Annotated in this window: 12 protein-coding genes and 2 tRNA genes; 10 read left to right on the top strand and 4 right to left on the bottom strand. The window is 68.1% G+C overall.

All coding sequences use genetic code 11. The annotated features are described in order from the left end of the window. Positions 1 to 64 precede the first annotated feature (64 nt). The gene (locus ACWEOI_RS12390) at positions 65 to 1069 is read left to right on the top strand and encodes a zinc-binding dehydrogenase (RefSeq protein WP_452359634.1); all 1005 of its coding nucleotides are present in this window, start codon (positions 65 to 67) and stop codon (positions 1067 to 1069) included. A gap of 132 nt (positions 1070 to 1201) precedes the next feature. Next, a complete protein-coding gene (locus tag ACWEOI_RS12385) occupies positions 1202 to 2197 on the top strand; it encodes an RNA polymerase subunit sigma-70 (RefSeq protein WP_452359633.1) in 996 nt (331 codons plus the stop codon). Positions 2198 to 2207: 10 nt separating this feature from the next. Here the strand turns inward: ACWEOI_RS12385 and ACWEOI_RS12380 are convergent, their stop codons facing one another. Together ACWEOI_RS12380 and ACWEOI_RS12375 are read right to left on the bottom strand one after the other, a co-directional pair. Further along, positions 2208 to 3182, bottom strand: a complete 975-nt coding sequence (locus ACWEOI_RS12380; RefSeq protein ID WP_452359632.1) for an alpha/beta hydrolase — start codon at positions 3180 to 3182, stop codon at positions 2208 to 2210. 165 nt (positions 3183 to 3347) lie between these two features. Beyond that, entirely contained in the window at positions 3348 to 4550 is a 1203-nt protein-coding gene (locus ACWEOI_RS12375) for a lipase family protein (protein WP_452359631.1), read from the bottom strand. A gap of 151 nt (positions 4551 to 4701) precedes the next feature. Here ACWEOI_RS12375 and ACWEOI_RS12370 point away from each other — a divergent pair, with 151 nt between their 5' ends. The 5 genes from ACWEOI_RS12370 (at position 4702) to ACWEOI_RS12350 (ending at position 9659) form a co-directional block, all read left to right on the top strand. Continuing rightward, positions 4702 to 5178, top strand: coding sequence for a hypothetical protein (locus ACWEOI_RS12370; protein ID WP_452359630.1), 477 nt, complete (start codon positions 4702 to 4704; stop codon positions 5176 to 5178). Between the two features lie 70 nt (positions 5179 to 5248). After that, the gene (locus tag ACWEOI_RS12365; protein ID WP_452359629.1) at positions 5249 to 5434 is read left to right on the top strand and encodes a hypothetical protein; all 186 of its coding nucleotides are present in this window, start codon (positions 5249 to 5251) and stop codon (positions 5432 to 5434) included. 224 nt (positions 5435 to 5658) lie between these two features. Further along, positions 5659 to 6900, top strand: coding sequence for a glycosyltransferase (locus ACWEOI_RS12360; RefSeq protein WP_433665785.1), 1242 nt, complete (start codon positions 5659 to 5661; stop codon positions 6898 to 6900). Then, entirely contained in the window at positions 6897 to 8996 is a 2100-nt protein-coding gene (locus ACWEOI_RS12355) for an amylo-alpha-1,6-glucosidase (protein WP_452359628.1), read from the top strand. Before ACWEOI_RS12360 ends, ACWEOI_RS12355 begins: the two co-directional genes overlap by 4 nt. A 30-nt stretch (positions 8997 to 9026) precedes the next feature. Beyond that, on the top strand, positions 9027 to 9659 hold the full coding sequence (locus tag ACWEOI_RS12350; RefSeq protein WP_452359627.1) for a maleylpyruvate isomerase N-terminal domain-containing protein: 633 nt from the start codon (positions 9027 to 9029) through the stop codon (positions 9657 to 9659). A 55-nt stretch (positions 9660 to 9714) separates the two neighbouring features. Here the strand turns inward: ACWEOI_RS12350 and ACWEOI_RS12345 are convergent. Next, a tRNA-Leu gene (locus ACWEOI_RS12345) sits at positions 9715 to 9799 on the bottom strand. Positions 9800 to 9937: 138 nt separating this feature from the next. Next, positions 9938 to 10252: an integration host factor, actinobacterial type gene (gene mihF / locus ACWEOI_RS12340; protein ID WP_357081650.1), complete on the bottom strand. Its 315-nt coding sequence runs from the start codon at positions 10250 to 10252 to the stop codon at positions 9938 to 9940. A gap of 274 nt (positions 10253 to 10526) precedes the next feature. On the opposite strand from mihF, the gene ACWEOI_RS12335 reads away from it, so the two are divergent. The 3 genes from ACWEOI_RS12335 to ACWEOI_RS12325 all read left to right on the top strand — a co-directional run bounded on the left by ACWEOI_RS12335 (position 10527) and on the right by ACWEOI_RS12325 (position 11991). After that, the gene (locus ACWEOI_RS12335) at positions 10527 to 11354 is read left to right on the top strand and encodes a tetratricopeptide repeat protein (protein ID WP_452359626.1); all 828 of its coding nucleotides are present in this window, start codon (positions 10527 to 10529) and stop codon (positions 11352 to 11354) included. Between the two features lie 150 nt (positions 11355 to 11504). After that, a complete protein-coding gene (locus ACWEOI_RS12330; RefSeq protein ID WP_433665778.1) occupies positions 11505 to 11810 on the top strand; it encodes a hypothetical protein in 306 nt (101 codons plus the stop codon). A gap of 93 nt (positions 11811 to 11903) precedes the next feature. Further along, a tRNA-Leu gene (locus tag ACWEOI_RS12325) sits at positions 11904 to 11991 on the top strand. Positions 11992 to 12105: the final 114 nt, after the last annotated feature.

The raw sequence follows: 12105 nt of genomic DNA, 5'->3' as shown, positions 1-12105 counted from the left end.
GCACCCGGCCGATTCTTTTGGCCCGCGCCCGAGGTCTACCTGAACAAACGAAAGGACCTCAGCGATGACCGTTCCCGCCACGATGCGCGCGCTGCGCCAGCACTCCCTGCGCGGCCCGCAGGACATGTCCCTGATCACCGACGTGCCGGTGCCGCGACCGGGCCCGGGCGAGGTACTCATCCGGGTCGCGGCCGCCGGAATAAACTTCGCGGATCTGTCGAAATCGCACGGAACGTTCCGCGACGGTCCGCAGCCGCCCTACACCGCGGGTTTCGAAGCCGCCGGAGAGGTCGTGGCACTGGGCGAGTCGGTCACCGGTCCCGCCCTGGGCGCTTCAGTGGTCGGGATCGGAGACGGCGCGTTCGCCGACTACATGCTGCTGCCCGTTGCCGCGGCGGCACCGATCCCCGACGGCTGGACCTCCCAACAGGCACTCGGTCTCCTGGTGAACCTGCCGACCGCCCTCGCCGCCCTGAAACTCGGCGGCCTCGCCGCCGGACAGGCCGTGCTGATCCACGCCGCCGCCGGCGCGACCGGGCAGGCCGCGACGATCCTTGCCAAGCATTACGGCGCGACGGTCATCGGCACGGCCTCACCGGGCAAACACGAGACCGTGCTCGGATTGGGCGCGGACCACGTACTCGATTCGCGCGCAGCCGATCTCGCCGTCCAGGTCAAGCGGCTGACCGGGGGTACGGGTGTCGACCTGGTGCTGGAGTCCGCGGGCGGATCCACCTTCGAACACAGCCTGGCCGCCGCCAAGCGGGTCACCGGCCGGGTGGTCGTCTTCGGCCTGGCGGGCGGGGAAGCGTCGATCACCAACTGGGACTTGGTTTACAAGCATCAGATCCAGCTGATCGGACTCAATATCGGCGTCCTCATCGACGCGGCCCCGCAGCTGTTCGGCGAAATCATGGGCGACCTGTTCGCGCTCATCGCCGCCGGGGTACTGAAGCCGGGCGTCAGCACCGCCTACGACCTGGCCGGCGGCCCCAAGGCGCTCGCCGAACTGGAAGCCCGGGCCACCGTCGGCAAGCTGGCCCTGCTCCCCCACCCGGATGCCCTCTGACCAGGTATTAGATTCCTTTGCCGCGGCCCGGCGGTCGTCATGGGTGAGGGTCTCGACCGGCGGGACCCACCCGCGTGAGGAGCAGCCCATGACCGATCGATCGGCGACACCCCCGAGTCCTACACTCACGACATGACGGCGCAGCTGCGGCAGGCGGCCGGCCGAGACCGCTTCGCCGCCGATACCGAGCGGTTCCGCCGCGAGCTGCTGGCCCACTGCTACCGCCTGGTCGGCTCCGCGCACGATGCCGAGGACCTGGTGCAGGACACCTACCTGCGGGCCTGGCGCGCCTACCCGTCCTTCGAGGGTCGCTCCTCGATCCGCTCCTGGCTCTACACCATCGCCACCAACGTCTGCCTGACCACCTTGCGGCAACGCAGGATCCGGATCCTGCCCTCGGGACTGGACGGCCCGGCCTCCGGTCCCGAACACGGATCGAATCCGATTGCTCCGGGCGAGGTCTCATGGCTCGAGCCGTTCCCCGACGAATGGATCGCCCCGGCCGCCGACGATCCGGCGGCGGTCGTCGTCGCACGGGAATCCCTGCGGCTGGCCCTCATCGCGAGCCTCCAGCACCTGCCCGCCCGCCAGCGCGCCATCCTGCTGCTGCGCGACGTGCTGGCCTTCTCCGCACCGGAGACCGCCGCCATCCTCGGCACCACGACGGCCGCGGTCAAGAGCGGTCTGCAACGGGCCCGCGCCCGCCTGCGCGAACTCGAACCCGAGCCGGCGGAACTGCTCGAACCCGCTGATCCACGGGCTCGCGCCCTGCTCGACGGCTACATCGCGGCCTTCGAACGCGCCGATGCGAGCCTGCTCGAACAGGTCCTGCGCACCGACGCCACGTTGGAGGCAACCCCGTTCCGCGATTGGCAGTCAGGGTTGGCGAACTGTATTCGGATGCTCGACTCGCAGGTCCTGGATACGCCCGGCCAATGGCGGCTCACCGCCACCACCGCCAATGGGCAACCCGCCGCCGTCCTCTATCGGCGCGATTCGGACGGAACTCTTCGGGCGGGCGGGGTGGTCGTGCTGTCTCCCACGCCGACGGGCGTCTCCCGCGTGATCGCGTTCCACGATCCCGCGCTGGTTGCCCTCTTCGGTTTCGCGGATAGTCTCCCCGGCTGACCACGCGGCGCTACTCCGCCAGCGCCTCTTCCATCAGAGGCCACGAGTCGTGCAGATCCTGCTGCCAATACGGCCACGAATGCGTGCCGCGCGGATGGAAGACGAAGGTCGCCGGAATATCGATCTCCTGGAGCCGCCGCCGGAACGATTCGGTGCAGCCGCGCACGAGATACTCCAGCACTGCACCGAAAGTCACCGCCTGCGGCATCAGCGGATCGGTCAGCGATTCCGGCCCCGGCGTGCCGTTGCCGGTCGACACGTACACCGCTTTACCGCGCAACGCGTCAGCGTTGGTGAGTGGATCGTGCGCCGCCCAGTCCGGGTCGCCGTCGGGTCCCCACATGTTCTCGGGATTACCGCCGACCCAGCTCACCGAATTCCGGATGGCGAGTTTGGCATTGGTGCTCATGGTGTCCAGACAGCCGCTGAACGCCGCGAATCCGCGATACAGCTCCGGATACCGGGTGGTGAGCGCCGCCGCCGACAGCGCGCCCATCGACAGCCCCGCGATCGCATTGCGCCCGCTGCCGTGGAACCGCTGATCGATCAAGGGCGGCAGTTCCTGGGTCAGGAACGTCTCCCACATCTGCACCCCGCCGAGTACGGGATCGGGCCGCTCCCAATCGGAATAGAAACTGCCCTTGCCGCCCACCGGCAGCACCACATTGACCCGCTTGTCGGAGAAGAACGACACGATATCGGTCTTCTGCGTCCAATTCGTCTCCATCGCACCGGAATCGACACCGTCGAGCAGGTAATAGGAGGGTCGCGGCTGATCATCGGCGGGATGCAGCACGTCCACGGTGACCGCGCGGTCCATGGCCGCGGAGTACACCGAGATCCTGGTGCGCGAGGGATCGGCGTCGGTGGCGCTCAGAATGGTCGATTCCCCGGCCGGTTCGGCGTGGGCCGCACCGGTTCCGGAGATCAGAATTGTGACGAAGGTGATGGCCGCGGCCGCGGCGGCACGAAAATTTGCATTCATCGATGTCCATTCATCGGGCGCGGCATTGAATCGGAAACGATGGGAGCGCCCGGGACGGGCTACTCGAATGCTAAGTGAAACGTAGGTGATCCAGCGGTAGCGACGCCGCACCGATCTCGCCGGCTGTCGGATACATCACCACATCACCGCTCCCCTCATCGTTTCTCAGTGCCCCGGCCCGGTGCATCCCTGCGGCACCAGCTCGCCGGTGAGCAGCTCCTCGACCCATTTCGTGGTCAACGGAATCGAGAGCGCGCCCGCGACGAAGTGCTCACCGGGAAACGGCTGCAACCGAACCCGCGCGCCGAGCCCGCACCAGTCGTCGAAAAGCTCCTTCGCGCCCTCGAACGGCACGAAGATCTCGTTGACGCCGTGGAACAGGTAGACCGGCGCGGCGGGCGCCATTCCGCCGGGACGGTTCTCGTTCAGAATCTGTTGCACCATGGGCAGTTTCAGCGGATCCGGGACCACGGTCAGATCTTCGACCCGCAGGGGCGCGATGATCCCGAGCATCGTCTCCTGCGAGATGCAGATGTCGCGGAACATATGGGCGATCCGCCAGCCGTTGTCGTTCAGAATGCTCAGCAGTTCGGGGTATTCACGGGCCAGCCCCAGCGCGGCCGCCAGCATCACACCCGTACCCCAGTTGCCGTTCATGGCCGGCATCAGCATGTCGTAATCCGCGGGTTCGCCGCCGATGATGGTGCCCGCCAATCGGATCTCGGGCGCATACGTCGACGCGAGCTGCGCGGCCCAGCTGGTCGCGATGGAACCGCCGGAGTAGCCCGTCATCACCACCGGCGTGTCCGGGTTGAGCTCCGGTGACGTCCAATGGGTCACCGCGCGAATGGAATCGAGCACCGCGTGCCCACCCATCAGCCCGGCCGCGTACGCCTGCTTCGGTCCCTGATGATCGGGCACGACCACCGCGAAGTTCTTGGCCAGCAGCAGTGAGATGGCGACGACGTCGGCCGACACGCTCTTCTTCAATTCCGTCGAGGGCGCACACGAATACCCCATCGACGAGATCGGAATGTTGTAGGAGACCAGCGGTCGGGGCCCCGGCCCCGTCCACGCGGCGCGCGGCAGCAGCAGGGTCGTGGTGATGGCGACCGGTTGACCGTGGGAATCGGTGGACCGCACCAGCAGCTCGTAGGCGTCGGCGGTGAAGAACATGCCGCCGGTCGGGCGTGCGCTCAGCACGGTGCCCGGCGACGTGTTCTCGAAGCCCGGCGGGGGCGTGAAGAACGGGTCGGCGGGCAGCGTCGGCAGCACGCTCGCCAGATCATGGCTCGGGCTGATCAGCTCCGAGAACGGGTCGGCTTGCGCGTGTAGCGGCAGCAGCGTCGTAACCAGCGCTGCGAGCATCAGGATCCGTGTTGACCGGCGAGTTGCCACGGCCAGGAATCCTCACACGGAAACGGCCCGGACCACCGGATTTGGCTCGGTGCGGCGGGTCCCGTGCGGGCCGGAATCCCGGAACCGCACCGCGACCGGCGGGTTCTGGCACGCTGTCCCCATGAGATGGTCAATCGTCCTGGTGGCGGTGCTGACCCTCGCGGTCGGCTGCGCCGACCGAACCCCGGACTCACCGTGGCGGGAACTGCCGCTCCCCCAGCCCGGCGCGCGGATCCTCGCCTTCGCTCCCACACCGGGCGGCGGCGTGCTGGCCCTCGGCTCGATCCCCGCCGCCGACGTCCGGGCCCCCGCCGCCTGGTCGACCACGGACGGCACCCACTGGATCCCCGTCCCAGTCCACCCGGAAACCCCGTACAGCGCACGGGCGGAACTGATTTCGGCCGGTACCGGCGAGCACACCGTCGTCCTCGGACGGGCTTTCGGTGGCGCGCACAGCAATCCGCGCATGAGCGTCTGGAGCGGCGACACCCACGGCCTGACCGAACACGAGCAGGCCTTCGAGATGTTCGGCGGCCCGCACGGTCTTCGGCCAATCCGTCGGCGCCGACCCGCACGTCCTGTGCTGGCCCACGCCTGATACCGGGCCCCTGCCGGGGCCTGCCGCGCGCAACGTCGATGTCCAGCAGGTGGTTCCGACGCCTTCCCGAATGCTGGCCCTCATCGCGTTCGACCACCGTGCCAGCCTGGTGTCGGTTTCCTCGAATTGCACCGACTGGCAACAGATCTCGCTCCCCGCGCCCGCCGATCAGGCACGCATGGCCACCCTGCCGGTGGGACTACTGGTGGCCGGAACCGACGCCGAACACGCCGGACTATGGCTGTACACCCTATGAAAACGCCACCGACCTGGGCGAATAATTGCCGACCTGGGCGAATAAGTAAGGATTCAAATATGTTTCATTGTCGACGGGTCGCTCGGAATACTCGTAAGTCCGGTTGACAGAACATTGCCGTAACTTTTGAATTGCGACACCCAGAACTTCTTGCCGACCAGCGGCGTTCGTGGCACCGTATACGACGGTTTGACTCAGTTCAACTCACAACGAGGAGTTTGGAAATGAGGAACAACCTTTCTTACGACGCGTCGCTCGGGAACGCTTTCGACTTTCTGCAGGTTCAGACCGACAATTCCGCCGTACACGGTGGGAAAAATTCGCGGAACCGATCTCTGCATATCGTTCTGGTCGCTCCCCCGTATTTCGACATTCCGCCGGTCGGGTACGGCGGCATCGAGGCGGTCGTAGCAAGCCTGGCCGATGAGCTGGTCGACCAGGGCCACCGCGTGACCCTGCTCGGCGCGGGCCGGGCCGGGACGAAGGCGGACTTCATCCGGGTGTGGGACGAGGTCCAGACCAAGCGCTTGGGTGAGCCGTACCCGGAGATCGTCAACGCCATGAAGGCCTGGCAGATCATCGAGTCGCTGCACGCGTCGGACCCGATCGACATCATCCACGACCACACCTTCGCCGGTCCGGGGAACGCGCCCGCGTACAAGATGCTCGGCATCCCTACCGTCGTCACCGTGCACGGCCCGGTCGACGCCCAGATGGACGAGTACTACCGGTCCCTGGACCGCTGCGTGAAGCTGGTGGCGATCAGCGACCGGCAGCGTGAGCTGGCGCCGGACCTGAACTGGATCGGTCGCGTGCACAATGCGATTCGCCCCTCGGAGTGGCCGTTCCGCACCGAGAAGCTCGACTACGCGCTGTTCCTGGGCCGCTATGCGCCGTACAAGGGGCCGCACCTGGCGCTCGAGGCCGCGCACGCCGCGGGCGTGCGGCTGGTGCTGGCGGGCAAGTTGAACGAGCCGCCCGAGCACGAGTTCTTCAACGAGTACATCACCCCGCGGCTCACCGAGTCCGACGATGTCTTCGGCGAGGCCGACGCCGCCGCGAAACGCCAGCTGTTGGCCGGGGCGCGCTGCCTTTTGTTCCCGATTCGGTGGGAAGAACCCTTCGGGATTGTCATGATCGAAGCCATGGTCTGTGGCACCCCGGTGATCGCACTGCGCGGCGGCGCGGTGGAAGAGGTCGTCGAACACGGCGTGACCGGATTCGTTCTAGACGATCCGGCCGAACTGCCCGGCGCGATCGCGCGCGCCCACGAGATCGATCCCTACGCCTGCCGGGAACGGGTCGAAAGACTGTTCTCCACCGGGCTGTTCGCGCAAGGCTACGAAGCGGCCTACCGCAAGGCGATCGAACTCGCGAAGTCCCGCACGATCGCCGGCTCGGTCCGGGTGCGACTGCCCGGTGACCCGCGGATCCTCAGCACCCACGTGCCGGGTGGTCGCGCGTGAGTGTTTTCAACGCCGGTCCGCCGGTGCTCATCGAGGGTGGCGCGGGCGTCGTCACCCTCGTCGAGGCCGGCACCTTCTGCCTGTCCGATCAGCTCGGCGATATCCACCCGGGCACCGCGCACGGCTTGTTCTACCGGGACACGCGCATCCTGACCCGCTGGGAGCTGCGCGTGGACGGTCTTCCACCGGAACAGCTTTCGGTGGTCGTGCGCGAGCCGTTCCGGGCCCGGTTCGTGGCGCGCAAACCGCCACCGCACGGGGTGGCCGACGCGACGGTGCTGATCCAGCGCCGTCGCATCGTCGGCGAGGGCATGCAGGAGATCATCAGCGTGCTCAACCTCGGCGACGAGGACACCGCGCTGACGATCGTCCTCGACGCCGAGGCCGATTTCGCCGACCTGTTCGCGGTCAAGGAGGGCCGCGTGGGCAGTGGTGGCGGTGAAACGACCGCCACCGAGCACGGCCTGCGCATCACCGACCGCGCGCTGCAGGGCCGTGGCGTGGTTATCACCGCCACCGAGGAGCCCGAGATCCAATCCGGGTCGCTGACCTGGCGGACCCTGATCCCCGCCCACAGCAATTGGCAGACGGTGGTGCGCTGTCAGCCCATCGAGGACCACCGGGCCGTCCCGATGAACTTCGACGACGGCCACGAGGACGGTCCCGAGGGCAAGATCCGCCGCTGGCGCGCCAGCACCACCACGCTCACCGCCAGCGGCGCGGGCCTCAACACCATCCTGCAGCGCACCGAGACCGACCTGGGCGCGCTGCGCCTGGACGATCCCGCCGACGGCACCTCCTACGTGGCCGCCGGCGCGCCCTGGTTCATGGCGCTGTTCGGCCGCGACAGCCTGCTCACCTCCTGGATGGCGCTGCTGCTGGATTCGGACCTGGCCGTGGGCACGCTGCGCCAGCTGGCGAAACTGCAAGGCACCGAGACCAATCCGATCACCGAGGAGGAACCCGGCCGCATCATGCATGAGCGGCGGCACGGGCCCGGCAGCGATCGGGTGCTCGGCGGCACCGTCTACTACGGCACCGCCGACGCCAGCCCGCTGTTCGTGATGCTGCTGGCCGAATGCCATCGCTGGGGTGTCGGCGACGCGGCCGTACGCGAACTGATCCCGGCCGCCGACGCGGCGCTGGGGTGGATCGACACCGACGCCGACCTCGACGGTGACGGCTTCGTCGAGTACCGGCGCAAGACCGACCGCGGTCTGGCCAATCAGGGGTGGAAGGACAGCTGGGACGCCATCAGCTTCGCCGACGGCCGCCTCGCCGACCCGCCCATCGCGCTGTGCGAGGTGCAGGGCTACGTCTACGCCGCCCGCATCGGCCGCGCCGAACTGGCCGACGAGTCCGGCGACCACCCGCTCGCCGAGCGACTGCGCGCCCAGGCCGCCGACCTGAAAGCCCGTTTCGACGAGGCCTTCTGGATGCCGAAGAGCGGCTGCTACGCGATGGCCCTCGACGGCGCCAAGCAGCCGGTCGACGTTGGATCCAGCAATCCCGGCCACTGCCTGTGGACCGGCATCGTGCCCGACGAGCGCGCCGCCGAACTGATCGAACGGCTCGGTGCGGCCGACCTGAACAGCGGATTCGGTTTGCGCACCCTGTCTTCCACCGCGCGCCGGTTCAATCCCATGGGCTACCACACCGGTTCGGTGTGGCCGCACGACACGGCCATCGCGGTGGCCGGCCTCATGCGCTACGGCCACATCCCCGGTGCCCTCGACCTGAGCGTCAAACTGGCGAGCGGACTGCTCGAGGCCATCCAGGAGTTCGGCGCCCGCCCACCGGAACTGTTCTGCGGCTTCGCACGCGACGAATTCCGTTCCCCGGTACCCTATCCCACCTCCTGCTCGCCGCAGGCGTGGGCGAGCGCGGCGCCACTGCTGCTCATGCGATCGTTCCTGGGCCTCGCGCCCGACGTCCCCAACCGCAGCCTCACCATCGCGCCCCGCCTGCCCGACCGCGCGGGCACGATCCGGCTGACGGATCTACGGCTGGGCCCGGCCACGATCACCCTCGAGGCCTGCGGCATGGACGCGCGGGTCGAGGGCCTGCCGCCGGACTGGCAGCTGAACCGGAAGTAGTGAGAGGTCGGTGCGTGAGGTAGGTCCGACGTGAGTACCAGCACCGATCTGGCCGGTCTGCGCGCCGAGCGGCGGGATGTAGTCGACTTCTGCGCCACTCTGACCGACGCCGAGTGGATGGCGCCCAGCCGGGCCAGTGGCTGGACGGTCAAGGACGTCGTCGCGCACATGACCGGCGATCTCCGCACGCTCGTCACACCGGACTTGCTGTCCTACGTCACCACTTCGCGGATCGAGCAGCTGAACGAGCGGGGCGTCACGCGTTCCCGCGGTAGGTCGCCGGATCAGGTGCTGCGCGACTTCGCGCGCTGGACCCGGCCCGGAATCGCGGTGCTGTTCGTGGTCACCGCCCCGGGCATCCGGGCGATTCCGATGCGGGTGGGCGAACTCGGTTGGTACCCCATGCGACTGCGATGGCTCGACGTCCCAGTGGGACTTGTTCTCACCGGTGCCGGCGGTGGCACCTGGCGGGTCGAACCGACCGGGCGTGGCCTGCGGGTGCGGCGAGGGCCGGTCGGCGGGACCGCCGCTCGCATCACCGGTTCCGCAGCCGATGTCCCGCTCTGGTCGACCACGCGGGTGCCCTGGAGGACGTGCGATATCGAGATCGACGGGGACGCGGAGATCGCCACCAGATTCCTCGACAACCTCGATCTGGTGTAACCCTGCCCTTGATACGACGAAGGCCGCTGCGATGCAGCGGCCTTCGTCTTCACTGTGTCCGGAGGGGGACTTGAACCCCCACGCCCTAATACGGGCACTAGCACCTCAAGCTAGCGCGTCTGCCATTCCGCCACCCGGACCGGTGGTGCTCAGCAAGGTTATCGGATCGGGCCGCGCGGACCAAATCGGTCGATGTAGTGCGTGTTTGCCGAGCAGAGGAGGCGGTGGGAGTGGTTGCCGCCGGGCCGGATGCCGGCCCGGCAGGCCACCCCCCGATCTCAAGCCTTCAGCGCCTCCAGCAGCGCGGCGCGCTGCCGGGAGCCCAGGCCGCCGATGCGGCGGTCGGCGGGGATCTCGGCCTCGTCCATCAGCTTGGCCGCCTTGACCGGGCCGATACCCGGCAGCGCCTTGATGACCGCCGCCACCTTCGTCTTCTTGACCAAGTCTTCCGCGTCGGCGCGCTTGAGCACCTCGGCGAGACTGACAGACCCCTTCTTGACCTGCGCGATGAGTTCCGAGCGGGCCTTACGAACCGCCGCGGCCTTCGCCAGCGCCTCGGAGCGTTGTTCGGGGGTCATGGTGGGCAGAGCCATATGTCCTTACCTTTCACTCGTTCGCTGGTATTTCGCCGACGATTCAACAGGACAGTGGGCCCTCCGCAAGTACGACACACCGCGTGGACGTGGCCGACACGTCGACCGACCGGCGAAATTTGGACACGGGAGGCCCGTCTCGAGCCTCCCACGACACCGGTCGACTGACCAGAAGTTTGCTGACAGACGTAGCTGGCAAATACCCGACCCCATGCCGGGCATCGGTACTACGGTGGGCGCGAATATCACCGGGCACCGGCGAAGGGCGGGGCAGATGCAGGGGTCGTATCCGTACGCCGAACCGGCCGCGACCGTGCCTTCCCTGGCCGATCGATACGCCGGCGCGAACCCCGTGACCTGGAACGGAGCGCAGGTCTACCCGCTGCACTCGGAGACTCTCGGGGACTCCCCCGCGACCGTCCGGCTGACCCTGCGCACGGCCGTCGCGCGGGCGGGGGTGCGCAGCCTCGGCATCGGGCTGGCCGTGGACCGGGGGAATGTGTTGCTGGGTGGCCGCCAGATCAGGGGGGTTGACGTCTGGAGTGACGCGATGGACGGCGGGATCGACCTCGAGGTGTGCCCCACCGACACCGACGCCGCGATCACGCTGACCCCCGTCTGGGTCGATGACAGCGGCGCGACCGTCTCCTGGGTCGGCAATTACGGGATGCTCATCACCCGCGAACCGGCCATGACCGTCCTGCACTGTTCCACCGGCGTCGGACCGCCTGATTTCGGAGAACTCGTCGTCGAGCTCGCCACTACCAGGAAACCGCCGCGTCCCGATCTGCCCGCCGAGGCCAGTCGCTACCAGAACGCGCTCTACGAGCTGGGTGTGGCGATGCAGAGCCGCGGCGACGAGGAGCAGGCCTGCCAACTATGGGCGCAGGCAGCCGAATTCGGGCATGTGGGCGCGGCCTACGACCTGGGTGTGGTCCGCTACCGCCGCGGCGACTACCCCGAGGCCGAACGTTGGTGGCGCACGGCCGCCACCCACGGCGACCCGCGCGCGATGGCGGGCCTGGCCGAGTTGCTCGGTCGCCGCGGCAGCCGCGGTGAGGCGCAGGCCTGGCGCACGGCCGGCGCCACCGACTACCGCTGAGGACTCCCGGCGCGTGCTGTGACGCAATTCACGCGACCCGGAGTTGAATCTCCGGGTCCGCCCCCGATTGCGGGTCGGTCGAGCCCATCTACAGTGGCGGTCGATCGCGCGGCCGCCTCGGCCCCGCGCACGACCCACGAGGAACGCATGATGAACACCGCGCGATGGACGGCCGTGGCGGCCGCCGCACTGGCCGTAACCCTGCTCTCGGGTTGCTCGGATGTCGAGAAGGCGCTCAACCAGGGCGGCGACACCAAGTGCAGCGACTACCTGATCCAGAGCGCCGACACCCAGCGCGTCACCATCACCAAGTTCATCAAGCAGCAGGGCACCCAGAACGAACCCTCCGGCACCCAGGTCGACCTCTCCATGGCGGCGGTCCAGAGCCTCTGCCAGATCCAGGCCAACAAGGACACCCCCATCAAGAACGCCAACCTCCTCGGCATCCTCCACTAGCCCCAAACCCTCCCCCGCGCACCCCATTTCGCCTGGCCCAGCCCCGATTTCCGTTTCCGCCAACCCCTCCGCTAATCTTGTCCCGCACCACCGGTCCGGGTGGCGGAATGGCAGACGCGCTAGCTTGAGGTGCTAGTGCCCGTATTAGGGCGTGGGGGTTCAAGTCCCCCTCCGGACACCATGAACACCCGAATGCTGTGCACCACACAACATTCGGGTGTTCCTTGTTTCAGCCACCGAGCTTGCCGGGAATCGGGTCGCGGGCAGCGCGGCGGCGAGCGGCGCCGCCGATCCC

The organism is Nocardia sp. NPDC004340, assembly GCF_053602575.1.
The sequence above is the reverse complement of the archived record's forward strand: the minus strand, read 5'-3'. Positions and strand labels throughout refer to the sequence as shown.